The sequence below is a fragment of the Kitasatospora sp. NPDC094015 genome (assembly GCF_040304075.1).
Classification (GTDB): Bacteria; Actinomycetota; Actinomycetes; order Streptomycetales; family Streptomycetaceae; genus Kitasatospora.
Genome location: NZ_JBEOUL010000002.1, coordinates 289,054 through 315,643, shown reverse-complemented (window position 1 = coordinate 315,643; position 26,590 = coordinate 289,054). Strand labels below are relative to the sequence as shown.

At 73.4% G+C, this 26,590-nt stretch carries 25 protein-coding genes; 11 read left to right on the top strand and 14 right to left on the bottom strand.

Annotated elements, in window-relative coordinates; genetic code table 11:
• Positions 1 to 175: 175 nt before the first annotated feature.
• Positions 176 to 835 carry a PadR family transcriptional regulator gene (locus tag ABT014_RS03700; RefSeq protein ID WP_502894833.1) on the top strand — a complete coding sequence of 220 codons (660 nt, stop codon included), beginning with the start codon at positions 176 to 178 and terminating at the stop codon, positions 833 to 835.
• A 49-nt stretch (positions 836 to 884) separates the two neighbouring features.
• Here ABT014_RS03700 and ABT014_RS03695 read toward each other — a convergent pair whose 3' ends face one another.
• On the bottom strand, positions 885 to 1,190 hold the full coding sequence (locus ABT014_RS03695) for a DUF8847 domain-containing protein (protein WP_350636646.1): 306 nt from the start codon (positions 1,188 to 1,190) through the stop codon (positions 885 to 887).
• A gap of 394 nt (positions 1,191 to 1,584) precedes the next feature.
• Between ABT014_RS03695 and ABT014_RS03690 the strand changes: the two genes are divergently transcribed.
• Entirely contained in the window at positions 1,585 to 2,283 is a 699-nt protein-coding gene (locus tag ABT014_RS03690) for a bifunctional DNA primase/polymerase (RefSeq protein ID WP_350636644.1), read from the top strand.
• Between the two features lie 91 nt (positions 2,284 to 2,374).
• Here ABT014_RS03690 and map read toward each other — a convergent pair whose 3' ends face one another.
• The gene (map, locus tag ABT014_RS03685) at positions 2,375 to 3,220 is read right to left on the bottom strand and encodes a type I methionyl aminopeptidase (protein WP_350636642.1); all 846 of its coding nucleotides are present in this window, start codon (positions 3,218 to 3,220) and stop codon (positions 2,375 to 2,377) included.
• A 116-nt stretch (positions 3,221 to 3,336) separates the two neighbouring features.
• Here map and ABT014_RS03680 point away from each other — a divergent pair, with 116 nt between their 5' ends.
• The gene (locus ABT014_RS03680) at positions 3,337 to 3,567 is read left to right on the top strand and encodes a hypothetical protein (RefSeq protein ID WP_350636640.1); all 231 of its coding nucleotides are present in this window, start codon (positions 3,337 to 3,339) and stop codon (positions 3,565 to 3,567) included.
• An 80-nt stretch (positions 3,568 to 3,647) separates the two neighbouring features.
• On the opposite strand, the gene ABT014_RS03675 is transcribed toward ABT014_RS03680, so the two are convergent.
• On the bottom strand, positions 3,648 to 5,000 hold the full coding sequence (locus tag ABT014_RS03675; protein WP_350636638.1) for an MFS transporter: 1,353 nt from the start codon (positions 4,998 to 5,000) through the stop codon (positions 3,648 to 3,650).
• A 54-nt stretch (positions 5,001 to 5,054) separates the two neighbouring features.
• A complete protein-coding gene (locus ABT014_RS03670; RefSeq protein WP_350636636.1) occupies positions 5,055 to 5,666 on the bottom strand; it encodes a hypothetical protein in 612 nt (203 codons plus the stop codon).
• A gap of 47 nt (positions 5,667 to 5,713) precedes the next feature.
• Here ABT014_RS03670 and npdG point away from each other — a divergent pair, with 47 nt between their 5' ends.
• Both npdG and ABT014_RS03660 read left to right on the top strand, forming a co-directional pair.
• Entirely contained in the window at positions 5,714 to 6,418 is a 705-nt protein-coding gene (gene npdG / locus ABT014_RS03665; protein ID WP_350636634.1) for an NADPH-dependent F420 reductase, read from the top strand.
• Between the two features lie 120 nt (positions 6,419 to 6,538).
• Positions 6,539 to 6,730, top strand: coding sequence for a hypothetical protein (locus tag ABT014_RS03660; protein ID WP_350636632.1), 192 nt, complete (start codon positions 6,539 to 6,541; stop codon positions 6,728 to 6,730).
• A gap of 58 nt (positions 6,731 to 6,788) precedes the next feature.
• Here the strand turns inward: ABT014_RS03660 and ABT014_RS03655 are convergent, their stop codons facing one another.
• Positions 6,789 to 7,598, bottom strand: coding sequence for a site-2 protease family protein (locus ABT014_RS03655; protein WP_350636630.1), 810 nt, complete (start codon positions 7,596 to 7,598; stop codon positions 6,789 to 6,791).
• Between the two features lie 175 nt (positions 7,599 to 7,773).
• Between ABT014_RS03655 and ABT014_RS03650 the strand changes: the two genes are divergently transcribed.
• Complete coding sequence (locus tag ABT014_RS03650) at positions 7,774 to 11,169, top strand: ATP-binding protein (protein ID WP_502894832.1); 3,396 nt, start codon at positions 7,774 to 7,776, stop codon at positions 11,167 to 11,169.
• 54 nt (positions 11,170 to 11,223) lie between these two features.
• Here the strand turns inward: ABT014_RS03650 and ABT014_RS03645 are convergent, their stop codons facing one another.
• The 3 genes from ABT014_RS03645 to panB all read right to left on the bottom strand — a co-directional run bounded on the left by ABT014_RS03645 (position 11,224) and on the right by panB (position 14,076).
• Complete coding sequence (locus tag ABT014_RS03645; protein ID WP_350636626.1) at positions 11,224 to 12,033, bottom strand: ABC transporter permease; 810 nt, start codon at positions 12,031 to 12,033, stop codon at positions 11,224 to 11,226.
• Positions 12,030 to 13,040, bottom strand: coding sequence for an ATP-binding cassette domain-containing protein (locus tag ABT014_RS03640; RefSeq protein WP_350636624.1), 1,011 nt, complete (start codon positions 13,038 to 13,040; stop codon positions 12,030 to 12,032). The genes ABT014_RS03645 and ABT014_RS03640 overlap by 4 nt, the downstream gene beginning before the upstream one ends.
• Positions 13,041 to 13,182: 142 nt before the next feature.
• On the bottom strand, positions 13,183 to 14,076 hold the full coding sequence (panB, locus tag ABT014_RS03635; RefSeq protein ID WP_350636622.1) for a 3-methyl-2-oxobutanoate hydroxymethyltransferase: 894 nt from the start codon (positions 14,074 to 14,076) through the stop codon (positions 13,183 to 13,185).
• A gap of 258 nt (positions 14,077 to 14,334) precedes the next feature.
• Between panB and ABT014_RS03630 the strand changes: the two genes are divergently transcribed.
• The 3 genes from ABT014_RS03630 (at position 14,335) to ABT014_RS03620 (ending at position 17,821) form a co-directional block, all read left to right on the top strand.
• Complete coding sequence (locus ABT014_RS03630; protein WP_350636620.1) at positions 14,335 to 15,948, top strand: MFS transporter; 1,614 nt, start codon at positions 14,335 to 14,337, stop codon at positions 15,946 to 15,948.
• 24 nt (positions 15,949 to 15,972) lie between these two features.
• Positions 15,973 to 16,641, top strand: a complete 669-nt coding sequence (locus ABT014_RS03625) for a TetR/AcrR family transcriptional regulator (protein WP_350636618.1) — start codon at positions 15,973 to 15,975, stop codon at positions 16,639 to 16,641.
• Between the two features lie 118 nt (positions 16,642 to 16,759).
• Positions 16,760 to 17,821 (top strand): endonuclease/exonuclease/phosphatase family protein, encoded by a 1,062-nt coding sequence (locus ABT014_RS03620; RefSeq protein WP_350636925.1) that lies wholly within the window; start codon positions 16,760 to 16,762, stop codon positions 17,819 to 17,821.
• A gap of 43 nt (positions 17,822 to 17,864) precedes the next feature.
• Here ABT014_RS03620 and ABT014_RS03615 read toward each other — a convergent pair whose 3' ends face one another.
• The 5 genes from ABT014_RS03615 to ABT014_RS03595 all read right to left on the bottom strand — a co-directional run bounded on the left by ABT014_RS03615 (position 17,865) and on the right by ABT014_RS03595 (position 22,611).
• Positions 17,865 to 18,494 (bottom strand): SMI1/KNR4 family protein, encoded by a 630-nt coding sequence (locus tag ABT014_RS03615; RefSeq protein WP_350636616.1) that lies wholly within the window; start codon positions 18,492 to 18,494, stop codon positions 17,865 to 17,867.
• Positions 18,491 to 19,312: a hypothetical protein gene (locus ABT014_RS03610; protein WP_350636614.1), complete on the bottom strand. Its 822-nt coding sequence runs from the start codon at positions 19,310 to 19,312 to the stop codon at positions 18,491 to 18,493. Before ABT014_RS03610 ends, ABT014_RS03615 begins: the two co-directional genes overlap by 4 nt.
• A 19-nt stretch (positions 19,313 to 19,331) precedes the next feature.
• Positions 19,332 to 19,985 carry a NucA/NucB deoxyribonuclease domain-containing protein gene (locus ABT014_RS03605; protein WP_350636612.1) on the bottom strand — a complete coding sequence of 218 codons (654 nt, stop codon included), beginning with the start codon at positions 19,983 to 19,985 and terminating at the stop codon, positions 19,332 to 19,334.
• Positions 19,982 to 20,710 (bottom strand): WXG100-like domain-containing protein, encoded by a 729-nt coding sequence (locus ABT014_RS03600; RefSeq protein WP_350636610.1) that lies wholly within the window; start codon positions 20,708 to 20,710, stop codon positions 19,982 to 19,984. Before ABT014_RS03600 ends, ABT014_RS03605 begins: the two co-directional genes overlap by 4 nt.
• 143 nt (positions 20,711 to 20,853) lie before the next feature.
• Positions 20,854 to 22,611 carry an NAD+ synthase gene (locus tag ABT014_RS03595; protein ID WP_350636608.1) on the bottom strand — a complete coding sequence of 586 codons (1,758 nt, stop codon included), beginning with the start codon at positions 22,609 to 22,611 and terminating at the stop codon, positions 20,854 to 20,856.
• 199 nt (positions 22,612 to 22,810) lie between these two features.
• Here ABT014_RS03595 and glnA2 point away from each other — a divergent pair, with 199 nt between their 5' ends.
• Positions 22,811 to 24,172 carry a gamma-glutamylpolyamine synthetase GlnA2 gene (glnA2, locus tag ABT014_RS03590; protein WP_350636606.1) on the top strand — a complete coding sequence of 454 codons (1,362 nt, stop codon included), beginning with the start codon at positions 22,811 to 22,813 and terminating at the stop codon, positions 24,170 to 24,172.
• Positions 24,173 to 24,344: 172 nt separating this feature from the next.
• Here glnA2 and ABT014_RS03585 read toward each other — a convergent pair whose 3' ends face one another.
• Entirely contained in the window at positions 24,345 to 25,490 is a 1,146-nt protein-coding gene (locus ABT014_RS03585) for an LPXTG cell wall anchor domain-containing protein (protein ID WP_350636604.1), read from the bottom strand.
• 311 nt (positions 25,491 to 25,801) lie between these two features.
• Here ABT014_RS03585 and ABT014_RS03580 point away from each other — a divergent pair, with 311 nt between their 5' ends.
• Positions 25,802 to 26,491: a class E sortase gene (locus ABT014_RS03580; protein WP_350636602.1), complete on the top strand. Its 690-nt coding sequence runs from the start codon at positions 25,802 to 25,804 to the stop codon at positions 26,489 to 26,491.
• Positions 26,492 to 26,590: the final 99 nt, after the last annotated feature.

Here is a 26,590-nt window from a genome sequence, read left to right as displayed (position 1 = left end):
GCGGCGGCGGTGATGGTTCGGCCGGTGACGTTCATGGCGCCGAGGGTAACGCGGCCGCCGCCCCCGGGGCACACGACTTTTCGCTTGAAGCGTTGCGTTCCGACAGTCAGCGATATATCGTCGAGTTATCGAGATGCTTCGTTGGGAGGTATCCGGACAGGAAGGCGGTGCGCTCATGCGCCCGGGAATGCGGAATCGTGGGATGGGTCGTCGGGGACGGCGGCCGGAGTTCGAGGAGACCTTCGGGGGTGGCTTCGAGGGTCGGGAGGCGTTCGGGCCGTTCGGTGGTCCGGGTGGGCCCGGGAGGTTCGGGCCGGGGCCGTTCGGCCCGGGGCCGGGGTTCGGCGGGCACGGCCGGGGTGGCCACGGTCGCGGTGGTGGCCGGCGGGGCGGCCGGGCGCGGCGCGGGGACGTGCGCGCTTCGCTGCTCGCGCTGCTGAAGGAGCGGCCGATGCACGGCTACGAGATGATCACCGAGATCGGTGAGCGGACGGGCGGCGCCTGGCGCCCCAGTCCGGGGTCGGTCTACCCCACCCTCCAGCTGCTGGAGGAGGAGGGCAAGGTCACGGCCCAGGAGGTCGCCGGCAAGCGGCTGTTCGAGCTGACCGGGACCGGCCGGGAGGAGGCCGACGCGGGCGCCGAGTCCCCGTGGGCCGAGGCCGGCCGGGGGATCGACTGGGAGGCCGTGCAGGAGGTCGGCGAGGCGATGGCGGCCGTCAACAACGCCATCCGCCAGGTGATGACCACCGGCACGGAGACCCAGCGCGCCCAGGGCCTCGCGGTCCTCGCCGAGGCCAAGAAGAAGCTCTACCTGATCCTCGCCGAGGAGGCGTGAGGACGGCCCGGGCCGCCGACGGCGCCCGGGTGATCAGGACGGCGCGGGCTCAGGAGTCCTCGGAGCCCGCGCCCGCCGCGGCGCCGGCCGGCCGCCGGGACCACGGCAGCCGGTCGGTCCAGTCGCCGCGGGGTCCGGTGCCGCCCTCCGGGTCGTACTCGTAGCGCCAGCGCCAGCGCCCCTTGGGGTCGTACTCCTTGGCCCGCCGGTAGACCAGCGTGGTGGCCGGCAGGCCGCTGTGGGCGGGCACCGGCACCCGATAGAAGCGGCCGACGTTGTGGAACGGGTTCAGCAGGATCGGCAGTACCCGGCCGTCCAGCGGCCCGCCGACGAATGCGGTGTCCTTGCTCTTCACGCCGTCCAGGGTACGTGCGCCCCGGGCAGCTCTCGTGCGGGTCAGGAGCAGGCGGTGTGCAGCAGATGTGACCGGCGCAGCACCTCCCCCGGTCATCCGGACCGCTCCCGCACCCTTATCCTGCTCTGTACGCCTCCGGGGAAGACCCGGGTCCGCGGGCCCCGTACGGGCCGGGCCGGGTGCCTGTGCGCCTGCCCGCCGAGCCGCAACTCTCGTCACTCCGTACCGTGTCCCGGCGTCGGCCGCCCGGTGATCCCGGCATCCGGCCGGTGGTGGACGTGCCGTCCGGCGGCGCCCGGGAAGCCTGGGGCGCGTTCCGGTGTTGCGTCGAGTGTTGCGTCGGTCGCTGTGTCACACCAGGCACGGCAGGTCACGGCAGTTCGGAAGGGGCCCGATGGAAGCCAGCAGCAGGTGGACCACCTGGTGGCGGCGTGACCGGCAGCAGGATCGCCAGGTCACGGGTGGGGACGCGGCGACCCGGCTGGATCTGCTGCTGGGTGCGGTCCGGGCGGGCTTCCCGCTGGCGCCGGCCGCGCACCCGGCCGGTCACCGGTGTTCGTGCGACCGGATCGGCTGTCCGGCTCCGGCCCAGCACCCGGTCTCCTTCGCCTGGCAGTCCCAGGCGACCACCGACCCCGAGCAGCTCGCCCGCTGGCTCTCGCGCGACCCGCAGGCGAACTTCATCACCGCCACCGGCCGCGCCCACGACGTCCTGGACGTCCCCGCGACCGCCGGCGAGCTCGCCCTGGAGCGTCTGGACGAGCTGGGCATCGGCGGCCCGGTCGCCGTGGTCGGCGACGACCGCTACCTGTTCTTCACCGCCACCCGCGGGACCCCGGTGGACGAGGACGAGTGGTGGACCAGCGCGCTGGACTCCACCCCCGACACCATGTCCGAGCACCCCGGCCTGCGGTGGCACTGCCGCGGCTCGTACACCCTGCTCCCGCCGGCCGCCCTCGCGGACGGCACCGAGGTGCGCTGGCTGCGCGGCCCGGAGCAGGCGCTGCCGGACCCGCTGCGGGTGCTCGACGTGCTCACCGACGCCTGTACCGAGGTCGGTGCGGTGGCCGAGGAGCAGTGGCTGATCGGCTGACGGCCGACCCCTGGACACCGGTGCGGCCGGGAAGCGCGGGCCTCCGCGCTTCCCGGCCGCACCGGTGTCCGGTCCCGTCGGCCCCGAGGCGCTACGGCAGGGTGAGGATCTCCGCGCCGTCGGCGGTGACCACCAGCGTGTGCTCGAACTGGGCGGTGCGCTTGCGGTCCTTGGTGACGACCGTCCAGCCGTCCGCCCACACCTCGTAGTCGTAGGTGCCCAGGGTGAGCATCGGCTCGATGGTGAAGGTCATCCCGGGCTTGATCACCTCGGTCGCCCGCTCGCTGTCGTAGTGCGGGATGATCAGGCCGGAGTGGAACGAGGTGTTGATCCCGTGGCCGGTGAAGTCGCGGACCACGCCGTAGTCGAAGCGCTTGGCGTAGGACTCGATCACCCGGCCGATGACGTTCACCTGGCGGCCCGGCTTGACCGCTTTGATCGCCCGGGCGAGTGACTCGCGGGTCCGCTCCACCAGCAGCCGGGACTCCTCGTCCACGTCGCCGCACAGGTAGGTCGCGTTGAGGTCGCCGTGCACCCCGTGGATGTACGCGGTGGCGTCGATGTTGACGATGTCGCCGTCCTGAAGCACCGTCGTGTCCGGGATCCCGTGGCAGATCACCTCGTTGACGGAGGTGCAGATCGACTTGGGGAAGCCCCGGTAGCCCAGGTCCGAGGGGTAGGCGCCGTGGTCGCACATGTACTCGTGGGCGACCACGTCCAGCGCGTCGGTGGTGACACCGGGCTCGATCAGCTTGGCGGCCTCCGCCATCGCCCGGGCCGCGATCCGGCCGGCGATCCGCATCTTCTCGATGGTCTCCGCGTCCTGGACCTCGGGCCCGGTGTACGGCGTCGGGGCCGGCCGTCCGACGTACTCGGGGCGCGCGATGTGCGCGGGGACCTTGCGGACGGGGGACACGGTGCCGGGTACCAGAGACATGTCCGCGAGTCTATCGGCCGCGCCCTCGCGGCCCCCGGCCGTGTGTGCGGGACTAGGTTGCGGGAATGATCGATCCGGCGCCGCGAGGCGACCGCACGACGAACGGGAGAGACCAGATGGCGCTGGGATTCGGCAACAAGCCCACCGGGAAGCCGGGGGAGTGGTTCTACTGCATCAAGCACAACAAGGTCGAGGAGGGCCCCGACTGCCCGGCCAAGGACCGGCTCGGCCCGTACGCCAGCCGGGAGGAGGCCGGCCACGCGCTGGAGACCGCCGCCGAGCGCAACCGCGAGTGGCGGGACGACCCGCGCTGGCGCGACGACGCCCCCGGCGACCGCGAGGGCTGAGCCCGGCGACCGCGAGGGCTGAGCCCGGCGACCGCGAGGGCCCGCAGGCCCGGCCCCCGGGCCCGGTGCGCGGCCGCCCGTCAGGCCGCCGGCACCGCGTCCTCGCGCCGGGCCGCCAGCTCCTCGTGCTCGGCGCGCACCGCGGCCGCGTGCTCGTCGGTGCGGTCGTCGTAGGCCAGCAGCCGCGGCAGCGCGGCCGCCAGCGCGACCACCCCGAGCACGCAGGCCGCGCCGCCCATCCAGATCGAGCCGCGCACCCCGACCAGCCCGGCCATCCCGCCGGCCCGGACCTGGCCGAGCTGCGGGCCGACCGAGTAGCTGAGCAGCTCCACCCCGGCCATCCGGCCGCGCACGGCGTCCGGGATGGACTGGTTCCACATGGTCGAGCGGGCGGTGCCGGAGATCTGGTCCGCGCCGCCGGCCACGGCCAGGCAGAGCAGCACCAGCCAGATGTTCGGGGCCAGCCCGGCCAGCACCATCGCCGCGCCCCAGCCGAGGGCGGCCAGCACCAGGATCCGGCCGTGCCGGTGGATGTGCGAGGTCCACCCGCTGGTCGCCGAGACGACCAGCGCGCCGACCGCGGTCGCTCCGTACATCAGGCCGAGCGCCCGGTCCGCGTGCAGCTCGGAGGCGAAGAACGGGTAGATCGCCACCGGGAAGGCGAACAGCATCGCGCAGGTGTCGATCACGTACGTGCCCAGCAGGTCCTTGCGGCTCCAGGCGTACCGCACGCCGGTGATCACGGCCCGCACGGAGGGCTTCTCGGCGCCGGTGGGCGGCGGCACCGCCCGCATCCGGGCCAGCAGGAGCAGCGAGACCACGAAGGTCAGCACGTCCAGCAGGAACGCGGTCTGCACCCCGGCGGTCGCGACCACGATGCCCGCCAGCGCCGGGCCGGCCACCGAACCGACGTTGCGGTACAGCGAGTTGAGTGCGAAGGCGGCGGTCAGCTGGTCGTGCGCGACGATCCGCGGGGTGAGCGAGTCGAGGGCCGGCCGCTGCAGGCCGTCCACGGCGGCGACCAGCGCGGCCACCAGGTAGATCGGCCACAGCAGCGGGTGCGGCAGCAGTGCGTTCAGCAGCAGCAGGCCGGTCAGCACCGCCAGCCCGGCCTCCGAGCAGAGCACCAGCTTGCGCCGGTCCAGCGCGTCCGCCAGCGCGCCGCCCCACAGGCCGAAGACGATCAGCGGCACCAGCTCGAAGGCGCCGACCAGGCCGACGGCGAACGAGGAACCGGTCAGCTCCTTGATCTGGAGCGGCACCGCGACGTAGGTGAGGAAGCTGCCGAACGAGGTGACGCACCCCGAGGTCCACAGCAGCCGGAAGTCCCGCGAGGAGCGCCACGGAGCGAGGTCGGGCAGCAGCTTCCGGGGCTTGCGGCCGGGCGGAGGAGCGGGCGGATGTGCGGGCGTGGAAGGGGCGGGGGAGGTCACAACCGGACATCATCGGCGCGCACCGGTACGGGGGCAAACGAATTACCGCGGGCCTCACCAGCGCGGCGCCGGACCGGCCGCGAGCAGCCCGGCCAGCCGCTCCAGGCGGCCGCGCCGGGGCCGTTCGCCGGCGGCCGCGCTGACCAGGTGCTGGACCAGCTCGAACGGCTCCGGGCCGGCGTCCGGCACGGCCAGGCTCCGGTGCGCCGTGGAGTCCCAGGCCGAAGCGCCGCCCGCCGGCGACGAGCCCCACGCCGTGCCGCCGTCCACCGCCAGCACCGCCGCGCCGCCGCGCCGGGCGTCCCGCACCCGCTCCAGCAACACCTCGTCCGCCGCCCCTTGCGTCACCACCAGCACGGTGGCCCCGCGCGCGCCCTGCGCCAGCCGTTCCAGCCCGTGCGACAGGTGCGCCGGCGCACCCGGCGCCGCGCCGCCGCGCCGCAGCAGCACCGGGGCCAGCCCGGCCGTCCCGGAGCGCTCGGCCTCCTCCGTCAGGTGCGCCGCCAGGTGCCACGGCTCGTACGCGGGGGTGCCCACCAGCAGCAGCCCGCGGGCGGAGCGCCTGGTCACCGCCCGGTGCAGCTCCGCGCCGAACTCCCGGGTGCACTCCAGCCACCCGGAGCCCGCCAGACTCGCGCGGAGTGCTGAAACTCTCAGTGCGTCCATGGCGCACAGCGTGGAGCAGGGCCCCCGGCTTTGGCAGGATCTTCGGCATGACGCACCCCGATTCAGTGAACGCACCGGCTGCCGCCGACCCGCCCGCGCAGCCCGAGGTATCCCAGCTGGTGGTCGGTGTCCTGGGCGGCACCGGGGACCAGGGCCGCGGCCTGGCCTACCGGCTGGCGCTGGCCGGCCAGCAGGTGGTGATCGGTTCCCGGACGGCCGAGCGGGCCGAGGCAGCCGCCGCCGACCTGGGCCCCGGCGTCCGCGGCGCGGACAACGCGACCTGCGCGCGCGAGAGCGACATCGTGATCGTCGCGGTGCCGTGGGAGGGGCACGCGGAGACCCTCACGGCGCTGCGCGCCGAGCTGGCCGGCAAGATCGTCGTCGACTGCGTCAACCCGCTGGGCTTCGACAAGCAGGGCGCCTACGCGCTCAAGCCGCAGGAGGGCAGCGCCGCCCAGCAGGCCGCCGCCCTGCTGCCGGAGTCCCGGGTCACCGCCGCCTTCCACCACCTGTCGGCGGTGCTGCTGCAGGACCGCGAGGTCGAGCGGATCGACACCGACGTGCTGGTGCTCGGCGACGAGCGCGCCGCCACCGATCTGGTGCAGGCCCTGGCCGAGCGGATCCCCGGGATGCGCGGGGTGTTCGCCGGCCGGCTGCGCAACGCCCACCAGGTGGAGGCGCTGGTGGCCAACCTGATCTCGGTCAACCGCCGCTACAAGGCGCACGCCGGCCTGCGGGTCACCGACATCTGACCCGGGCCGCCACGTGCCGCCACGTCACCCGGAGGGGCCCCTCGACCGGTCGAGGGGCCCCTTCGGGTGACAATGGATGGCGACCGTATCCGCCGCCGGCCCTTCCCAGGAGCTCACGCCATGCCCCGCAACGCCCTGCTCGCCTCGCTCGTCCTCGTGCTCGCCGTGACGGCGGCGGTGGTGTCCTTCGTGGAGGGCAACTGGTTCGGCGTGGTCTGGGTCCTGATGGCCGGCGTGGCCAGCAACATGGCCTGGTTCTACGTCCGCAAGGACCGGATCGAGCGCGCCCGGGCCGCCGAGCAGCAGGCCTGAGCGCCCGCGCCGCCCCGGCGCGACAAGACCCGCGACGGGATTCGGGACCGCACCCGGCTCACCGCCAGAAGCGGAACAGCCCGTCGCCCACCGCCGTGTACAGGTTGTCGACGCCGAACAGTCCCATCACCCACAGCGTCAGCTCGCTCAGCCACTGGCCGGCCTGGGTCTGCCAGATCACCACGAACAGCGCCAGCATCCCGTACGGCGCGAACGGCGCCACCGCGCTCCGGGTGCGGTACGAGAGCCACGGCTCGACGATCCCGTAGCCGTCCAGGCCCGGGATCGGCAGCAGGTTCAGGATCGCGGCGGTGATCTGCAGGTAGGCCAGGAACGCCAGCGCCGCCGGGAACGGCGAGACCGGCACCTCGAAGCCCTGCACCGAGCTGGTGAGCGCCGGGTCGTCGAACCAGCCGCCGCCGACCATCACCAGCAGCAGCACGCCCAGCACCAGGTTGACCAGCGGCCCGGCGGCCGAGATGAGGCTGTGCTTGAGCCGGCCCTGGATCCGGTGGCGCTCGATGAAGACCGCCCCGCCGGGCAGGCCGATCCCACCCATGATCACGAAGATCACCGGCAGCACGAAGCTGAGCAGCGCGTGCGCGTACTTGAACGGGTTGAGGGTGAGGTACCCCTTGGCCCCGATGGTGATGTCACCGCCGTGCAGCGCGGTGCGGGCGTGCGCGTACTCGTGCAGGCACAGCGAGACCATCCAGCCCGCGACCACGAACAGGAAGACCCCGAACCGGGAGTTGCCGTGACCGGTGGCCACCGCCCATCCGGACGTGCCCAGGATCGCGAGCAGCACCCAGAACACCGGGCTGATCCGGCTCTCCCCGCTGCGGCGGGCGGCGGTGGCGAAGGTCATGGCTACGGGCTCCGAGGGTCTGGCCGGGTACGGGCAGGGACGATCATGTCAGGCGCCCGCGGCCGGTGCCGCGGGTTCCCAGGTGAACGTACGGCACGGGCGGCCCGTTCCGGGAGATCGGGGCGGAGATCCCGAACGGCGTGCACCGCCGCGGTCGTCCACCACAATGGTGCCCGTGCACTACGGCATCCTCGGCACCACCACGGTCCACCACGACGACGGCAACCCGGTCCAGCTCGGCGGGGCGCGGCTGCGCGCACTGCTGGCCGCGCTGGTGCTGCGCCAGGGCCGGCCGGTCCCGGCCGAGCTGCTGGTGGACGAGGTCTGGGGCGCCGATCCGCCGCAGGACTCCGCCGCCGCCCTGCAGACCCTGGTCGGCCGGCTGCGCCGCACGGTCGGCCGGGCCGAGGTCGGCTCCGGCCCGGCGGGCTACTGGCTGACCGGCCCCAGCAGCGACCTCGGGGACTTCCAGCGGCTCGCCGACCACGGCCGGCGCGCGCTCGCCGAGGGCGACCACACCCGGGCCGCCGAGGACCTGCACGCCGCGCTCGCGCTGTGGCGCGGCCCCGCGCTCGCCGACCTGCCCGACCGCAGCGGCCCGGCCGCCCGGCTGGAGGCCCAGCACGACGAGGCCCGCCGGCACCGGATCACCGCCGACCTCGCGCTCGGCCGGGCCGCCCGGGTCGCCGCCGAGCTGGCCGAACTCTGCGGTCAGCGGCCGCTGGACGAGCAGCTCCAGGCGTTGCTGATCCGCGCCCTGCACGAGGACGGCCGCACCGCCGAGGCGCTCCAGCAGTACGAGGGCACCCGCCGCGCGCTCGCCGACCGGCTGGGCGCCGACCCGGGGCCGGTGCTCCGGGCGCTGCACCGGCAGCTGCTCGCCCCCGCGCCGCTGCCCGCGCCCGCGACCGTTCCCACCCCGGCCCCGCCGCCCGCCGAGGCCCCCGAGCGGGCCGGTGCGCCGCAGGACGGACCGGCCGGCCGCCGCCAGCGCCCCGGCGGGAACCTGCGTCCCCGGCTCACCAGCTTCGTCGGCCGCGACGGCGACCTGGCCGCGCTCGGCCGGGCCCTGGCCGCCGGCCGGCTGACCACCCTCACCGGCCCCGGCGGCTCCGGCAAGACCAGGCTCTCGGTCGAGGCGGGCCGGGCCGCGCAGGCCGAGGGCGGCTGGCCGGACGGCGTCTGGGTGGCCGAGCTGGCCCCGCTGGAGGACCCGGCGGCCGTGCCCGGCGCGGTGGTCTCCGCACTCGGCCTGCGCGAGACGGTGGTGCACACCGCCGGCGCCGTCACCGAGGTGATCGAGGGGCGCGAGGCCGATCCGGTGCGCCGGATCGTCGACCACTGCGGGCGCCGCCGGATGCTGCTGGTGCTGGACAACTGCGAGCACGTGATCCAGGCCGCCGCCGACCTCGCCGACCGGCTGCTCGCCGAGTGCCCGGGGCTGACCGTGTTGGCCACCAGTCGGGAGCCGCTCGGCGTCCCCGGCGAGCAGGTGCTGCCGGTCGAGCCGCTGCCGGCCGACGCCGCCCTGCGGCTGCTGGCCGAGCGCGGCGCCGCCGCCCGCCCCGGCTTCGACCCGGCCGAGGACGAGCGGGCCTGCGCCGAGATCTGCCGTCGCCTGGACGGCCTGCCGCTCGCCATCGAGCTGGCCGCCGCCCGGCTGCGCGGGCTCACGCCCCGGCAGATAGCCGACCGGCTGGACGGCCGGTTCGCCCTGCTCACGGCCGGCTCCCGGACCTTGCTGCCCCGCCAGCAGACCCTGCGCGCGGTGGTGGACTGGAGCTGGGACCTGCTCGGCAAGCGGGAGCGGGCCGTGCTGCGCCGGCTCGCGGTCTTCGCCGGCGGCTGCACCCTGGAGAGCGCCGAGCAGGTCCTCGCCGACGGCGCCGAGGTGCCCGCCGAGGAGGTCGCGGACCTGCTGCTCTCGCTGGTCGACAAGTCGCTGCTGGTGGCCGGCCTCGGCGAGCGCCCGCGGTACTGGCTGCTGGAGACCATCCACGAGTACGCCGTCGAGCGGCTGGCCGAGTCCGGCGAGGGCGCCGCGGTGGCCGCCCGGCACACCGCCTGCTACCGCGAGCTGGTGCGCACCGCCGACCTGCGCCTGCACGGCCCCGAGCAGCTGCACTGGCTGGCCGTGCTGGAGCGCGAGCAGGACAACGTCCGGGCCGCGCTGCGGCGGGCGGTGGACGCCGGCGACGAGCCGCAGGCGCTGGTGATCGCGCTCGGCATGAGCTGGTTCTGGTCGATGCGCGACTTCCACAAGGAGGCGAACGCCTGGTACGAGCTGATCTGCGAGCTCGGGCCGGACCCGTTCGCCCCGGACGCCCCGCCGCCGGTCCCGCTGGAGCTGGACCCGGTGGCCGCCGGGCTGCCGCTGGGGCCGGGCCACCTGGCCGAGGCCCGCCGCCAGGCCCACCTGTACCGGCTGGTCACCCGGTTCAGCGGGAACCTGGCGGAGTTCGGCGACCCGGAGGTGGTCGCCCTCGCGGAGCGGATCTTCGAGGTCTACACCCCCGACCTGCCGCAGTCCTTCCGGTTCCCGGCGCTGCTGCGGGTGTTCGCGGCCTTCGTGACCGGCGAGATGGACGGCGTGCGGCGGCAGCTGGACGACGCGGTGGCGGGGGTCCGCGAGCACGGCCGGCCGGCCGACCTGGCGATGGTCCTGCAGATCCGGGCCCGGCTGCTCAACGACTGGGTGGGCGGGCTGGACCAGGCCGTCCGGGACAGCGAGGAGTCGCTGGCGATCTCCCTCGAGCAGCAGGACGCCTGGGCGATGTCCGAGGCGTACTCCTCGAAGGCGGAGAACCTGGCCAAGCGCGGCGACTCGGCGGGTTCGGCCGAGGCCTACCGGCGGGCGATCGAGCTGGTGCTGGAGATCGGCGCCCCGCAGGAGGTGCCGCTGCTGCAGGCCCGGCTCGGCGAGGCGGTCTACGAGCTCGACCAGGTGGAGGGCGAGCGGCTGATCCGCGAGGCCCTCCGGGGGATCGACGCCGGCGACGAGCCGCGCGACGGCGCGGTGCTCTACGGCCGGCTGCTGCTGTGCAACATCCTGGTGCAGCGCGGCGAGTACCAGGAGGCGATCGACCAGCTGGACCGGCTCGGCGAGCAGGTCCGGGACCAGGCCAGTTTCGGCCCGCTGGTGCCGGACGCCTTCGAGTCCATCGTGTCCTGCGTCCGCGGCTGGGTGACCGCGCGCGCCGGCGACGCGGCGGCCGGCCTCGCCCTGCTGACGGAGGGCCGGCGCGGCTTCACCGGGCTCGCCGGGCCCGGCACGGTCTTCGTCGAGCACATGACGGTGATGCTGCTGCTGCCGGCGGCCGGGATCCTGCACGCCTACGCCCGGCAGTTCGGGGACCTCGGGGTGGCCCACCGCGGCGCCGTGATGCTCGGTGCGCACCTGACGCTGCACGGCTCCCAGGGCTCGTACACCGAGCGGCTGGAGCGGGCCAGGGACGGCGAGGGCCTGGCGGAGCTGCTCGGCGCCGAGGCGTACCGGCGGGCACTGGAGGAGGGCGGCCGCCTCTCCCTCTCGGAGGCGACCGCCCTGCTCAACGATCCGGTGGCGGGCTGACGGCCCGGCCAGCGGCGGGCCGGTCGGGCCGTCGGTCCGTCACCGCCCGCCCGCTCAGGTGCGCTTGCGGAACCGGGCGACCGCCAGCGGCGCGGTCACGGCGGTGATCACCAGCGACCAGACCACCACGATGGTCACCGAGTGGGCCAGCGCGCCGCCGTTGATCAGGCCGCGGCAGGCGTCGGCCAGCGCCGACAGCGGGTTGTACTTGGTGAAGGTCTGGAGCCAGCCCGGCATGGTGGTGGTCGGCGCGAAGATCGAGCTGCCGAACTGCAGCGGCATGATCACCAGCATGCCCACGCCCTGGACGGCCTGCGCGCTGCGCAGCGACATGCCCAGCAGCATCGAGATCCACACGATCGACATCCCGAACAGCAGGGACAGGCCGATCGCCGCCAGCACCTCCAGGAAGCCGGTCCGGATCTCCAGCCCGAGCATCATCGAGAAGGCGATCAGGATGGTGAAGGAGAGCAGCGCCCGGCAGGTCTCCGCCGCGATCTTCGACATCAGCACCGCGGAGCGGCCGATCGGCAGGGTGCGGAAGCGGTCCATCACCCCGGTCTGGAAGTCGCTGTTGAGGCCGGTGCCCACCGACATCGCCAGGTTGAGGCCGGTGCTGCCGAGCAGGCCGGGGACCATGTACTGGATGTAGTCCTGCTGGCTGCCGGAGACTGCGCCGCCGAAGACGTAGACGAACAGCAGGGTGAAGATGATCGGGATCAGCAGGGCGTCCAGCATGGACTCCGGGTCGGCCTTGATCCGCATCAGGTTGCGCCGGGTCAGCGCGCCGACGTGGCGCAGGTTGGCCCGCAGGCCGATCCGGGAGTCGTCGAGGTGGCCGGGGGCCAGGGTCGCGGCGCTCATGCCACGGGCTCCTTCGTACGGGTCGGGACGGTGCCGGTGGCCGGCTTGCCGGTGATGGTCAGGAACACCTCGTCCAGGCTGGGGAGTTCGGTGTGGATGCCGGCGATGCCGAAGCCGCGGGTGCCGAGCACGCCGACCACGGCGGTGAGTTGCTCGTCGCCGGTGAGCGGCACCGAGAGCAGGCCGTTGTCGGCGGAGAAGGTGGCGGCGATGCCGGTCTCGTTCAGGCAGCGGGCCATCTCCGGCAGCTCGGCCGGGCGGACCGGGCGCACCTGCAGGGTCCGGCCGCCGACCTGGGTCTTCAGCTCCTCGATCCCGCCGTTGGCGATCACCCGGCCGCGGTCGATGACGGTCAGCTCGTGGGCGAGCTGCTCGGCCTCCTCCATGTACTGGGTGGTGAGCAGCACGGTCGAGCCCTCGCCGACCATCCGCTGCACCTCGTCCCAGACCTCGTTGCGGGTGCGCGGGTCGAGGCCGGTGGTGGGCTCGTCCAGGTAGAGCACCTTGGGCCGGCCGATCATGCTGGCGGCCAGGTCGAGCCGGCGGCGCATGCCGCCGGAGTAGGTCTTGGCGGGGCGCTTGGCGGCCTCGGTGAGCGAGAAGCGCTCCAGCAGCTCGGCGGCGCGGGCCTTGGCCTCCTTGCCGGAGAGGTCGAGCAGCCGGCCGATCAGGTAGAGGTTCTCGTAGCCGGAGAGCAGCTCGTCGACCGAGGCGTACTGCCCGGTGAGGCCGATGGTCCGGCGCAGCTGCTTGGGCTGGCTCAGCACGTCGTAGCCGCCGACGAAGGCGGTGCCGGCATCCGGCTTGATCAGCGTGGAGAGCACCCGCACCAGGGTGGTCTTGCCGGCGCCGTTCGGGCCGAGCAGCCCGAGCACGGTGCCTTCGCGGACGGTGAGGTCGACGCCGTCGAGCGCCTTGGTCTCACCGTAGTGCTTGACGATGCCGCGGACCTCGACGGCGTTTGCGGCGGAGCCCCGGTCGTTCGGGGCGGTGGCGATTCCTGTCATGCCATCAGGCTGCCCGGTCGTCCTGTCAGCCCGCTGTCACCTCGCTGTCGCGGCTGTCGGGCGGCTGACGGGCCCCTGTCGGGCGTTCCTGCGGCCGCCGCCGGCCGGGGCGTGGCACCCCGGCCGGCGGCGGGAGGGCGGCTCAGCTGAAGCTGTGCTCCGCCGCCGGGAAGCTGCCGTCGGCCACGTCGGCGGCGAAGGCGCGGGCGGCCCCGCCGAGGACGGACCGCAGGTCGGCGTACTGCTTGACGAACTTCGGCACCCGCCCGGCGGTCATGCCGGCCATGTCGGTCCAGACCAGCACCTGGGCGTCCGTCCCGGCGCCGGCGCCGATGCCGACGGTCGGGACGGAGAGCTGCTCGGTGACCTGGGCGGCGAGCTCGGCCGGGACGGCCTCCAGCACCACCGAGAAGGCGCCGGCCTGCTGGACGGCCTTGGCGTCGCGCAGCAGCTGGTGCGCCGCCTCGTCGCCGCGGCCCTGGACGGGGTAGCCGCCGAGGGCGTGCACCGACTGCGGGGTGAGGCCGATGTGGGCCATCACCGGGATGCCGGCCTCGACCAGCAGCTCGATCGAGCGGGCGCTGCGCTCGCCGCCCTCCAGCTTCACCGCGCCGACCCCGGCCTCCTTCATCAGCCGGGCGGCGTTGTGCATGGCCTGCGCGGGGGACTCCTGGTACGAGCCGAACGGCATGTCGCCGACGACCATCGCCCGCTTGGTGCCGCGCACCACGGCGGCGGACAGCATCACCATCTGGTCCATGGTGACCGGGACGGTGGTCTCGTAGCCGAGGTGGCAGTTGCCGGCCGAGTCGCCGACCAGCAGCACCGGGATGCCGGCCTCGTCGAAGACCCCGGCGGTGAGCGCGTCGTACGCGGTCAGCATCGACCAGCGCTCGCCGCGCTGCTTGGCGGCGGCGAGGTCGCGGACGGTCACCCGGCGGTTGGTGACACCGCCGTAGAGGGTGGCGCCCTGGGCGGCGGCGGCCTGCTGGGCGGGGGCCTGCGGCTGGGCAGGCGAGAGCGGAGAAGCGTTCATGGAACAGGCTCCTGAAGGGTTGTCGTCTCGTGGCGCCGTGCGGCGTCCCCGGATCTGCTCCCATGCTTGCACGCCGCGGGCCGGGCGCAAAGACCGTGCGCGCAACCGCGGCGGGCGGCCGTGGCGGAGGTCTTTGCCCGAAGTTTACGATACGGGCCCGTCTCGTATCGAAAAAAGGGCTACCCTGGCGCTGAGGGGTTACGAGACGAACCCGGCTCGTAAGTCCGGACATCCTCGGACGGACAGGGAAGACGCACCATGACCACCACCGCCACGGCACCACGGGTGCCCGAAGCCATCCACCGCCGCCGATGGGCGATCCTGGGCACGCTGGTGCTCGCCCTGCTCGTCGTCGTGCTCGACACCTCGATCCTCAACGTCGCGATGAAGACCATCGCCACCCCCGCCCCGACCGGCCTGGGCGCCACCCAGAGCGACCTGGAGTGGGCGATCAACTCCTACACTCTGGTCTTCGCCGGTCTGCTGTTCACCGCGGGCCTGCTCGGCGACCGGCTCGGCCGCAAGTGGACGCTGCTCGGCGGCATGCTGGTCTTCGGCCTCGGCTCGCTGCTCTCCGCCTTCGCCGACTCGCCCGGCCAGCTGATCGCCTTCCGGGCCGTGATGGGTCTCGGCGGCGCCTTCGTGATGCCCGCCACGCTGGCCATCATCATGAACGTCTTCGAGCGGCACGAGCAGCCCAAGGCGATCGGCATCTGGGCCGGCGCGGTCGGCCTTGCCATCGCCATCGGCCCGATCACCGGCGGCCTGCTGATCGAGCACTTCTGGTGGGGCTCGGTCTTCCTGGTCAACGTCCCGATCGTGGCCCTCGCCCTGCTCGCGATGGGCCTGCTGGTCCCCAACTCCAAGGACCCGAACCCGGGCCGGCTCGACCCGGTCGGCGTGCTGCTCTCGATCATCGGCCTGGTCGCGCTGATCTACGGCATCATCAAGGGCGGCGAGCTGGCCGACTTCACCGACCCCGGCGCCTGGGGCCCGATCCTGGTCGGCCTGGTCGCGCTGGCCGCCTTCGTCCTGTTCGAGAAGCGCACCAGCCACCCCGCGCTGGACATCACCTGGTTCCGCAACAAGGTGTTCTCCGCCTCGGTCGTGGTGATCGGCGTGATCTTCTTCGCGCTGATGGGCGTCTCCTTCTTCGGCGTCTTCTACACCCAGAGCGTGCGCGGCTACAGCGCGCTCCAGGCCGGCCTGCTGATGCTCCCGCTGGCCGGCGCCCAGATGATCTTCGCGCCGCGGGCCCGGCTGATGGTCGACCGCTTCGGCGTGCGCGCCACCTGCGCGGCCGGCATGGCGCTGGTCTCGGTCGGCCTGTTCGGCTACGTCGGCCTCGGCGTCACCACCCCGATCTGGGTGCTGATCGTGCTCGGCTTCGTGATGGGCACCGGCATGGCCCACGTGATGCCCCCGGTCACCGTCGCGATCATGGGTTCGCTGCCGCGCGAGAAGGCCGGCGCCGGCTCCGCGCTCAACAACACCTTCCGCCAGGTCGGCGGCTCGCTCGGGGTCGCCATCCTCGGCGCGGTGCTCTCCACCGTCTACCGGGACGGCATGAGCGACCGCCTGGCCGCACTGCCGCCGGCGCTGCGGGACAAGGCCGGCGAGTCGCTGGAGGCCACCGTCGCCATCGCCGACGGCACCCACAACCCCGGCCTGATCGCCCCGGCCCAGGACGCCTTCGTGCACGCCATGCACGTGGTCGCCGGACTCTCCGGCGGCATCACCGCGGTCGGCGTGCTGATCGCGCTCCTGCTGCTGCCCGGCCGGCTGCCCGCCGCCCCGGCCGGCCCGGGCGCACCCGCCGGCCCCGCCGGCGCCGAGCGCACCGGTACCGAGCAGCGTCCCGCCAAGGTGTGATCACCGGCCATGGACAATAGCGGCATGCAGACCGACACCCCGCCCGCCCGCCGCGCCGCCGCGCCCGGCCCCGCCCCGGAGCCCTGCGCCCCGCGGCGGGGCCGGCCCCGCAGCGAGGCCGCCGAGCTGGCCATCTACACCGCCGTCGAGGCGCTGATGGAGGACGGCGTCGGCCTCACCGACCTGTCCATCGAGCGGATCGCGGCCGCCGCCGGCGTCGGCAAGGCCACCATCTACCGGCGCTGGCCCAACCTGGAGGCCCTGCTGGTCGACGTGGTCGCCCGGCTGGAGGCCCCGCCGCCGCAGCTGTGCGGCGGGACGGTCCAGGACGAGCTGATCGGCATGGTCGAGTACATGCGCCAGCGCGGGCTGGCCAAGCGCTCCCGCTGGGTGCTCAAGTCCGCCCTCGGCCAGCTGCACGACTGGCCCGAACTGCGCGCCGTCTACCAGGAGCGGGTGGTCAAGCCCCGCCGCGAGCTGATGCGCACCATCGTCCGGCGCGGCATCGCCGAGGGGGTCCTGCGCGCCGACCTCGACCTCGAACTGGTCTGCGAGGTGCTGATGGGGCCGGTCCTGCTGCGTACGATCCTGTGGGACGACGCCCCGCTGGACGACCCCGACCTGGGCCGCAAGATGGTCGACGCGATCCTGAACGGGGTCGGCGCCACCCCGCCCGGTGGGCAATCTCACTGATCGGGGCGTGCCGCAACCCCGCCGCCGGGAGCCGGCGTCTGTCCCGTCATAGGCTGACCCGAGAATGCGACGAAAGCGGGTCGGCCGGACGGATCGGACCAGCGCGGAGGAGTGGGGCATGGTGCAGGCGGACAGTCCGGCGGCGGCCGAGGGGAGCGGGCAGCCGGAGTCCGAGGGCACCGGCACCGCGACCGGCCGCCCGGAGCCGGACGGCGCCGGGCGCCCCCGCACCCTGCGCGACCGCCTGGAGCCGTGGCTGGACCGGCGGCGCGGCTGGGTCACCGCCGCCCTCGCCGTGCTGACCGCGCTGCTGCTCGGCTTCCACGCCGAGATCCCCAACGCCGTCGGCAACCTGGGCAGCCTGCTGGAGACCTTCCTGCCCTGGCTCGGCCTGGCCGTCCCGGTCCTGCTGGCGCTCGCCCTGTGGCGCCGCTCGGCCGTCGCGCTGGTCGCGGTGCTGCTCCCCGCGGTGGTCTGGCTGAACCTCTTCGGCGGCCTGCTCACCGACAAGAGCACCGGCAAGGGCGACTTCACCGTGCTCACCCACAACGTGGCCGCCGCCAACGACGACCCGGCCGGCACCCTGCGGCTGCTGAACTCCTCCGGGGCGCAGATCGTCGCCCTGGAGGAGCTGGCCTCCGGCGCGGTGCCGACCTACACCAAGGGCCTGGCTGCCACGTACCCGTACCACGTGGTCGAGGGCACGGTCGGACTGTGGTCCAGCTACCCGATCGACGGGGTCTCGGTGGTGGACATCCGGATCGGCTGGACCAGGGCGTTCCGGGCCGAGGTGACCACCCCCAAGGGCCCGCTCGCGGTGTACGTGGCCCACCTGCCGTCCGTCCGGGTGAAGTTCGACGGCGGCTTCACGGCCGAGCAGCGGGACGTCAGCGCGCAGGCGCTCGGCAACGCGATCCAGGCCGAGCCGCTGCGCAGGGTGCTGCTGATGGGCGACCTCAACGGCACCATGAACGACCGCAGCCTGGCGCCGATCAGCTCGCAGATGCGCTCCGCGCACGGCGCGGCCGGCGACGGCTTCGGCTTCTCCTGGCCGGCGTCCTTCCCGATGGCCCGGATCGACCAGATCCTCAGCAAGGGCGGCCTCGTGCCCACCGACTCCCGGGTGCTGGGCGCCGACGGCAGCGACCACCGCGCGGTGGCGGCCGACTTCCGCTACTGAGGCGCGTGCCGGGTGCCCCCGCGCAGGGGGCACCCGGAGGTGCTCAGCCCGCGCTGAGGTTGATCGTCGCGCCGTCCGGCAGGTTGTGGACCTGCTGCGCGAGCGGGCCGCGGATCCGCATCGCGGTCACCGCGTCCCGGACGGCGAAGTTGTCGAACTCGTACCCGCCGCCGGCCACGAAGAACTGCAGCGGGACCAGCCGCTGGCCCGGCTCCAGCGGCCCGTTCTGCTGCTGGTAGGCGTACGCGAAGTTGGCGGCGGCGTTCACCGCCGGGTCCGCCAGCAGCCAGCGCGCCCAGTCCTCCAGGCTGGTGCCCAGCACGACGGTCTCGGCGGTCTCCGGGTCGAACGCCACGACCTCCTCGCCGCCCACCACGGCGAACTGGGTGCCGAAGATGTCCTGGCCGAAGCAGAACAGGTCGTCGGCCAGGCCGTCGTAGGTGTCCTTCCAGGCGTTCTCCTCGTTCCAGCTCAGCAGGTCGGGGCCGAGCCCCTCCTCGCCCACCCGGAACACCTGGACACCGGCGTCGAAGAGGAAGAACCCGTTCATCCGGGAGACCAGGGTGCCCAGCTCGGCCAGCGGGCCGCTGCCGATGCCGAAGTCCAGCTCGGCGGAGGGCCCCATCGGGCCGCGGGCCCGGCCGAGCAGCTGCTCCAGCGCGCTCTGGGTCATTTCCGGTCACTCCTCGCTTCGGGGCCGATCGGCCGGGTCAGGTAGTGCTCGCGCACCCGGTCGGTGACGACCAGCCGCAGCGCGGGCTGCAGGACCGGAGGGTCCGGAACCGCATCCCATTTCGCCGACGGCCACCACCGCTCGTGCGCGGCCAGCAGCATCCTCTCACCGCTCGCGATCTCGCCGCGGGTCGCGTACCAGCCCGCCAGCCAGGTGCACACGGCGACCTGTTGCGGGGCTTCGTCCGACTCGCGGGCCAGCCGGTCGGCTCTCGCGAAGTCGTTGCTCCACGCCAGTGCCTCCCAGAGCAGCCTCTTCTCGCGCGCGGTCAGACCGTGGTGGTCCCGATCGACGAACTGCGTGCCGGAGTGGCCGTCGAGCGGCTTCACCGGGCCGCCCCAGTCGCCCGGGTTGGGCAGCAGTTCCTCGACGCGGTGGTCGGCCAGCTGGTCGGCGACCCAGCGCAGCTCCGCGCCGAGGCGGCGGCCGTCCGGGACGGCGGCGGCCGCAGCGAGCAGCCGCGGCCGCGCGGGCACGCCGGCGTGGAGTTCGGCCGCCAGGAAGGCGGAACGGAACGGGACGCTCTGGTCGCACAGCTCGCCCCCGCGCGGGCCGTCCCGTTCGATGAGCATCGCCGTCAGGTCGGCCGCCTCCTCGAAGCGGTCCTGCCAGAACAGGATCTGGATCGCGGCCGCGGCCGCCTCCCAGACCGGGTTGCGGTTGCCGCCAGGGCGTTCGGCCAGTCCCAGCAGTTCGGGCAGCACCTCCAGGAAACGCCCCTGGCGCGCCTGCGAGACGAGCCGCTCGGCGACGTTCACGCGGAAACACTCCTCGTGGTCAACGTACTCGGATCCTTACCCTGGTCCCCGGATCGAGCCCGCTGAGCGCACTGCCCATGACCGACCCCGAGCCGCCGTTGTCCGGCCCGTCAATATATTTCACACTCGCCCCGGCGCCGCCCTCCTTGAACATCGCCGGCGGGTACTCGTCGCGTTCCTCGGGGGGCCGCGTCGGTATGCCGCGCAGTGAGTCCCTGCGGTTCTGCCTGGACCTCGTCCGCTCGATGGTGAGGACCGAAGGCTTGGGGGGTCCCTGGACCCAGTTGGCGCCGTTCCAGATCTGGCCGCGCTGGGCCTGCTCGATGTGGTCCGCCGACTCCGGGTACCTCGCCCGGTCGACGACGAGTTCGACGTCGTAGTCGCCCTGGACGCCGACGGCCGAGGCGAGCTTGGTCCGCGCGTCGTGCTGCGCCATCAAGCGGGCCTTCGCCCCCTCGCCGGTCTCGCCGCCGTTCTTGGCGATCTTCTCGGCGAGTTCGAGGATGTCCTTGGCGTGCTTCTCGTCCGCGTCCTTGAGGTTCTTCACCACCTGCTGGGCGCCGTTCCCGGCCTGTTCGTACATCTCGGAGACGGCCTTGGCCGCGTCCTTGCTGATGGTCCGGCCGACCCGCTGGGCGGCGTCCTCCAGTGCCTTGGCGATGGGGTGGCTCAACCGAACGACACCCCCGCCGTGGCGCCGGCGAAGGTGCTCGCGTGGCCGACCACGTCCTGGGCGTGCCGCTGGAGCTCGGCGGCGTGCGCGAGCATCCGGTCGGGGTCGACGCGGAAGCCCTCGCCGACGCCGCCGCCACCGGCGGACGCGCCGACCGCGGCCTGCACGCCCTTGAAGACCAGCCCGGTCAGCGCCCGGGTGACGGCCTCCTCCAGCGGGGCCACCGCCTGTTCCACCAGCATGCCGACCACCTGGTCCTCGGCCTGCTGGATGATCTCCTTGACGATCCGCCGCTGGACCTCCGCGAGCGCGGCCTCGGCCGCGGCGGAGGCGCCCAGGGTCACCACGGCGGTCGCTGCGGCGGCGGCCAACTCGGCGGCCATGATGCCGAGTTGGGTGATGACGGCGAGCTTCGCCGCCACGATCACGTCCGCCGCGATGTCCAGCGCGACGGCACTGGCGGTGCAGACCCGCACCAGGTCGTCCATGTGGTCGGTGGACATCCGGGCCCAGGTCTCGGCCAACTGCTGGTAGGAGGAGGCCTGGTAGGCGTCGGCCATGGCCCGGATGGTGCCGGTGGCCGCCTCGTGGGTGGTGTCGATGTTGGTGGCGAACCGCCGTACGTGCTCCGCGTACTCGCGCACGCTGTCCTCGTTCACCTGCGGCCAGTTGAGACCCAGCAGGTCCATCACCCAGACCAGTTCACCTGGTAGCTCGATCGCCAAGACGACCCCCCGTCGGCACACCCCGTGATACTCCATCACTGATGGAGTGATGGTAGTACGAATGCCGCGACCCCGACCCGGCCCGTGGTGGGCATCGGGGTCGGGGCCGGTGGTGACCTGGTGAAGAGCGGGCGGACGGGCGGTCAGCCGCGGCGCCAGCGGTTGGTGATGGGCAGCCGGCGGTCGCGTCCGAAGCCCTTGGCCGAGATCTTCGGGCCCGGCGGGTACTGCCGGCGCTTGTACTCGGCGGTGTCGACCAGGCGGACGATCCGGTCGACCACGGCCGCCTCGAAGCCGGCCGCCACGATCGCGTCCCGGCCCTGGTCGCCCTCGACGTACAGGTCGAGCACGGTGTCCAGCAGGTCGTACGCCGGGAGCGAGTCGGTGTCCTGCTGGCCCGGCCGCAGCTCGGCGGAGGGCGGCTTGGTGATCGTGTGCTCCGGGATCGGCGGCACCTCGCCGCGCCGCTCGGCCTCCTCGTTGCGCCAGCGGGCCAGCCGGGGGACCAGCGACTTGTAGACGTCCTTGATCGGCCCGTAGGCGCCGACCGAGTCGCCGTACAGCGTGGAGTAGCCCACCGCCAGCTCGCTCTTGTTGCCGGGCGCGAGCACCAGGTGCCCCTCCTGGTTGGAGATCGCCATCAGCAGGGTGCCGCGCAGCCGGGACTGCAGGTTCTCCTCGGCCAGGCCGGTCAGCGGGACCGACTCCAGGTAGGCGTCGAACATCGGCGCGATCGAGACCGTGCGGAACCGCAGTCCGGTGCGGTGCGCCAGCTCGGCGGCGTCGTCCCGGGAGTGCTGCGAGGAGTAGCGGCTGGGCATCGACACGCAGTGCACCTGCTCGGCGCCCACCGCGTCCACCGCGATCGCCGCGACCAGGGCGGAGTCGATCCCGCCGGAGAGGCCGATCAGCACCGAGCGGAAGCCGTTCTTGCGGACGTACGCCCGGGTGCCGGTGACCAGTGCCGCGTAGATCTCGGCCTCGTCGGACAGTCGGGGCGCGACCTCGGCGGCCACCGGGGTCCAGGGTGTCCGGGGCGGGCCGTCGGGGAGCTCGGTGCGGACCAGGCGCAGGCCGTCGGGGAGCGCCACCGGGGGGCCGTCACCGCCGGTGGCCGCCGCGGGCAGCTCCAGGTCGACCAGCAGCAGCCGCTCCTCGAACTGCGGGGCGCGCGCGAGCACCTCGCCCCGGGCGTCGACCACCAGCGAGTCACCGTCGAAGACCAGCTCGTCCTGGCCGCCGACCATGTTGAGGTACGCCACCGGGCAGCCGGCCTCGACGGCCCGGCGCCGCACCAGGGCGAGCCGGGCGTCGTCCTTGTTCCGCTCGTACGGGGAGCCGTTGAGCACCAGCAGCAGGCCGGCCCCGGCCTCGCGGGCGGCGGTGACCCGGCCGCCGTCCTGCCAGATGTCCTCGCAGATGGCCAGCGCGATGTCCACGCCGTTCAGCCGCAGCACCGAGAGCTGGTCGCCGGGTACGAAGTAGCGGTACTCGTCGAAGACGCCGTAGTTGGGCAGGTGGTGCTTGGCGAAACGGTTTACCACCGTGCCGCGGTGCAGGACCGCCGCGCAGTTCTGCGGCTCACCGGCCGGGCGGCCGAGCCGGGGGGTGGGGTGTTCCGAGCGGCCGAGGTAGCCGATCACCACCGGGAGCTCGCCGAGCCCCTCTGCGGCCAGCCGGGCGGCCAGCTCGACCAGGGCGGCCCGGGAGGCCTCCACGAACGAGTTGCGCAGGGCGAGGTCCTCGACGGGGTAACCCGTCAGGGCCATCTCGGGGAAGGCGGCGAGCTGGGCGCCGGCCTCGGCGGCCTGCCTGGTCCAGCGCACCACCTCCTCGCCGTTGTGGGCGAGGTCGCCGACCCAGGGGTCGGTCTGGCACAGGGCGAGACGGAGTTCGGGCATGCCTCGCAGCTTATCGTCTAACTGACGCTATGTCGCGGGTGGGGCCACCGCCGGCCGGTTGTGGCGGCGCTGCGCGGGGACGGTCGGCGGAACTCGGTGTCGGCATCCGGCCGGGGATCCGACATGATGGGACCAGTCGCCACGCTGGCCGGGTTCCGGGCGTAACACGGGCGTAAAGAGCAGAGGTGAGACTGTCCCCATGGGCAAGCAGCAGGAGTTCGTGCTCCGTACGCTCGAAGAGCGTGACATCCGTTTCGTCCGGCTGTGGTTCACCGACGTGCTCGGGTTCCTGAAGTCGGTCGCGGTCGCTCCGGCCGAGCTGGAGCAGGCCTTCGAGGAGGGCATCGGCTTCGACGGCTCGGCGATCGAGGGCTTCGCCCGGGTCTACGAGTCCGACATGATCGCCAAGCCGGATCCGACCACCTTCCAGATACTGCCGTGGCGCTCGGAGACCCCGGGCACCGCCCGGATGTTCTGCGACATCATGATGCCGGACGGCTCGCCGTCGTACGCCGACCCCCGGTTCGTGCTCAAGCGCACCCTGGAGAAGGCCTCGGCGCAGGGCTTCACCTTCTACACCCACCCGGAGATCGAGTTCTTCCTGCTGAAGAACCTCCCGGGCGACGGCACCGCGCCGATCCCGGCCGACCAGTCCGGCTACTTCGACCACACCCCGCGCGGCGTCGGCCACGACTTCCGCCGGCAGGCGATCACCATGCTGGAGTCGATGGGCATCTCGGTGGAGTTCTCCCACCACGAGGGCGCCCCCGGCCAGCAGGAGATCGACCTGCGGTACGCGGACGCGCTGTCCACGGCCGACAACATCATGACCTTCCGCCTGGTCATGAAGGAGGTGGCGCTGGAGCAGGGCGTGTACGCCAGCTTCATGCCCAAGCCGTTCTCCGACTTCCCCGGCTCCGGCATGCACACCCACCTCTCGCTGTTCGAGGGTGACCGCAACGCCTTCCACGAGTCCGGCGCGGAGTACCAGCTTTCCAAGGTCGGCCGCTCCTTCATCGCCGGCCTGCTGAAGTACGCCGCCGAGACGGCCGCCGTCACCAACCAGTGGGTCAACTCCTACAAGCGGATCTGGGGCGGCTCGCAGCGCACCGCGGGCGCCGGCGGCGAGGCCCCCTCGTACGTCTGCTGGGGCCACAACAACCGCTCGGCGCTGATCCGGGTCCCGATGTACAAGCCCGGCAAGCAGGGCTCCACCCGGGTCGAGGTCCGCTCGCTGGACACCGGCTGCAACCCCTACCTCGCCTACGCCGTCGTCCTCGCCTCCGGCCTCAAGGGCATCGAGGACGGCCTCGAACTCCCGCCGGGCGCCGACGACGACGTCTGGGCCCTCAGCGACGCCGAACGCCGGGCCCTCGGCATCCAGCCGATGCCGCAGAACCTGGGCGAGGCCATCGACCTGATGCAGCGCAGCGAACTGGTCGCCGAGACCCTGGGCGAGCACGTCTTCGACTTCTTCCTGCGCAACAAGCGCCAGGAGTGGGAGGAGTACCGCTCCGAGGTCACGCCGTTCGAGCTGCGGAAGAACCTCCAGGTGCTGTAACCGCCGGCCCTGACGCGACTGCGCCCCACCGGATTCGTCCGGTGGGGCGCAGTCGTGTTGCGGGGAGGGGCGTCCCCACCGGGCGGCCTTCGGCGGCGGGTGTCCCAACAGGGTCCGGCGGCCGGGAGAGGGGTCGACGCCTGGGTGGCGCCCGGTGGGGTGGTGGTGCCGGTCAGGACCGGCGGCTGCGGCGGATCCCGATCAGCGCGCCGCCGAGCACGAGCAGCCCGGCCGCGCCGAGCACCAGCGGGGTCTGGTCGGAGCCGGTGTGCGCCAGCTCGCCGCCCTTGCCGCCGTGCGAGGGGGCGTGCGGCGCGGCCATCGGGTGGTGGGTGGACGGCTGGTAGCTGTACGAGCTCTTCGCGGGCTTGGCCGGGTGGCTGGTGCTCGCGGACTTGGAGTCGCTGGAGGAGTGGACGTTGTTGATGTTGTTGACGTACTGCTTGTTCTCCTGCACCACGTTGACCACGACGTTCTGGTACTGGCCCTGCGCCTGACCCTGGGTCTGGTCCTGCTGCTGTTGCTGCTGCTGGTCCTGGTCCTGCGACTGGTCCTTGCCCGGCTTGGTCCCGTGGTCGTCGTGGGACGGCGGCTGGTGCTGCGGGGGCTGGTGGTGCGGCGGCTGGTCCATCGGGGGCTGGTGGGACGGGGGCTTGGTCCCGTGGTCGTGGTCGTGGGACGGGGGCTTGCTGCCGTGGTCCCCGTGGTCGCCGTGGTCACCATGGTCCCCGTGATCGCCATGGTCGCCGTGGCCCCCGTGCGTCGGCGGCTTGTCCCCGTGATCGCCGTGGTCCCCGTGATCCCCGTGGTCCCCGTGATCGCCGTGGCCCCCGTGCGTCGGCGGCTTGTCCCCGTGGTCCCCGTGGTCCCCGTGGTCCCCGTGGTCCCCGTGCGGGGGCTTCCCGCCGTGGTCGTCGTCCATGCAGTCCGGGTCCCACGCGTCGGCCGACTTCTGCGCGGCCTCCTCGGCGGCCTGCGGGGCGAGCTGGTCGCCGGTCGGCTCCTGTGACCAGGCCCCCCGGTCCTCGGCCTCCGTCGGGCCCATCGAGTCCATCGACTCCGCCGACTCGGGCGTGACGGCGGCCTCGGGCGCTTCCTCGGACCCGGTGGACCAGAGGGTGCCGGCCTCGACCGGACCGGCGCCGTCCATGGCGATCCGCAGGAGGTCGTCCAACCACGGGCCGCCCTGGTTCTCCATGGTGTCGACGGCCGCGGTGCGGTCGAAGCCGTCGGCGGCGAATGCGGTGCTGCTGCCCCCCAGGACGAGGGCGAATGAGGTCAGTCCGGAGAGGACCAGACCGGTGACGCGGGTGTGCATGACTCTCCCAGATGATCGGTTAACCGGATCCTCTGTTTATGGCGTGGGTTACCTTCGGTGCGCGAACGACGCCGGTGAGTCACCGGTACGGGCGACCTCCGGTACCTCCCGATGGCCGAACGGGCCCGCCCGCCGCCGTTGGGCCGTCCGGCCGTGCGGGTGCGGGGCCTTCGGGCGCCCTGCGGCGCGCCGCCGCGTGTCGCATTGCGGACGAATCGGACCCGGGGTGGAGTGAGGGGCTTCGCGGAGGTGCGGCTGCGGTGGAGAGGACGCCCGTGGTGACGGAGGGTCGGCGACGGGGTGGGGCTGCGATGGCGGCGGTCCAGGCTACGGGGGAACTGCTGGTCACGCTCGGCGTGCTGCTCGCGCTGTTCGCGGCCTACTCGCTCTGGTGGACGGACGTGATCGCCGACGGCCGGGCGGACCGGGCCGGCGGCCAGCTGCGCAGGTCCTGGTCGGCCGGCCCGGTACCGCCGCCCGCCGAGGGCGCCCCGGCCGCCCCCCGGACGTACCAGGCGGGCGACGGGATCGGTTTCCTGCACGTGCCGGCGATGGGCGCCGGCTACCAGGTGCTGATCCGGATGGGAACCGACGACGACACCCTCGCCGAGGGCGTCGCCGGGGTGTACACGGATCCGTACGAGGCCGCGATGCCCTGGGACGAGGAGGGGAACTTCGCCCTGGCCGCGCACCGCGACGGGCACGGCGCGAAGTTCCACGACCTCGACCTGCTCGGGCCGGGCGACCCGGTGGTGGTGGAGACCAGGGACTCCTGGTACGTCTACCGGGTGGACGGCGTACTGCCGGAGACCTCCCGCTACGACACCGGGGTGATCGCCCCCGTGCCGACCGGCTCCCCGTACCACGCCCCGGGCCGCTACATCACGCTGACGACCTGTACGCCGGTGTACACCTCGCGCTACCGGATGGCGGTCTGGGGCAGCCTGGTGCGGGTGGACCCGGTCGACGCGGGCCGCACGCCGCCGCCCGAGCTGCGCTGAGCGCCCCGGCCGGAACTGTGCTCCATTGGGATGAACCGGTGCTCCCCTCGGGCGGCACCGGACACCCGGCGCGCGCCCGCCCGAGGCGGCGCCCCCGGG

What these genes read in the sequence shown, in the direction of transcription:
- ABT014_RS03640 (WP_350636624.1), bottom strand. Translation starts at nt 13,040, where the DNA reads ATGACAGGAATCGCCACCGCCCCGAACGACCGGGGCTCCGCCGCAAAC.
- ABT014_RS03580 (WP_350636602.1), top strand. Translation starts at nt 25,802, where the DNA reads ATGGCGGCGGTCCAGGCTACGGGGGAACTGCTGGTCACGCTCGGCGTG.
- glnA2 (WP_350636606.1), top strand. Translation starts at nt 22,811, where the DNA reads ATGGGCAAGCAGCAGGAGTTCGTGCTCCGTACGCTCGAAGAGCGTGAC.
- ABT014_RS03630 (WP_350636620.1), top strand. Translation starts at nt 14,335, where the DNA reads ATGACCACCACCGCCACGGCACCACGGGTGCCCGAAGCCATCCACCGC.
- panB (WP_350636622.1), bottom strand. Translation starts at nt 14,076, where the DNA reads ATGAACGCTTCTCCGCTCTCGCCTGCCCAGCCGCAGGCCCCCGCCCAG.
- ABT014_RS03655 (WP_350636630.1), bottom strand. Translation starts at nt 7,598, where the DNA reads ATGACCTTCGCCACCGCCGCCCGCCGCAGCGGGGAGAGCCGGATCAGC.
- ABT014_RS03595 (WP_350636608.1), bottom strand. Translation starts at nt 22,611, where the DNA reads ATGCCCGAACTCCGTCTCGCCCTGTGCCAGACCGACCCCTGGGTCGGC.
- ABT014_RS03670 (WP_350636636.1), bottom strand. Translation starts at nt 5,666, where the DNA reads ATGGACGCACTGAGAGTTTCAGCACTCCGCGCGAGTCTGGCGGGCTCC.
- ABT014_RS03700 (WP_502894833.1), top strand. Translation starts at nt 176, where the DNA reads ATGCGCCCGGGAATGCGGAATCGTGGGATGGGTCGTCGGGGACGGCGG.
- npdG (WP_350636634.1), top strand. Translation starts at nt 5,714, where the DNA reads ATGACGCACCCCGATTCAGTGAACGCACCGGCTGCCGCCGACCCGCCC.
- ABT014_RS03680 (WP_350636640.1), top strand. Translation starts at nt 3,337, where the DNA reads ATGGCGCTGGGATTCGGCAACAAGCCCACCGGGAAGCCGGGGGAGTGG.
- ABT014_RS03585 (WP_350636604.1), bottom strand. Translation starts at nt 25,490, where the DNA reads ATGCACACCCGCGTCACCGGTCTGGTCCTCTCCGGACTGACCTCATTC.
- ABT014_RS03620 (WP_350636925.1), top strand. Translation starts at nt 16,760, where the DNA reads ATGGTGCAGGCGGACAGTCCGGCGGCGGCCGAGGGGAGCGGGCAGCCG.
- ABT014_RS03660 (WP_350636632.1), top strand. Translation starts at nt 6,539, where the DNA reads ATGCCCCGCAACGCCCTGCTCGCCTCGCTCGTCCTCGTGCTCGCCGTG.
- ABT014_RS03645 (WP_350636626.1), bottom strand. Translation starts at nt 12,033, where the DNA reads ATGAGCGCCGCGACCCTGGCCCCCGGCCACCTCGACGACTCCCGGATC.
- map (WP_350636642.1), bottom strand. Translation starts at nt 3,220, where the DNA reads ATGTCTCTGGTACCCGGCACCGTGTCCCCCGTCCGCAAGGTCCCCGCG.
- ABT014_RS03625 (WP_350636618.1), top strand. Translation starts at nt 15,973, where the DNA reads ATGCAGACCGACACCCCGCCCGCCCGCCGCGCCGCCGCGCCCGGCCCC.
- ABT014_RS03615 (WP_350636616.1), bottom strand. Translation starts at nt 18,494, where the DNA reads ATGACCCAGAGCGCGCTGGAGCAGCTGCTCGGCCGGGCCCGCGGCCCG.
- ABT014_RS03690 (WP_350636644.1), top strand. Translation starts at nt 1,585, where the DNA reads ATGGAAGCCAGCAGCAGGTGGACCACCTGGTGGCGGCGTGACCGGCAG.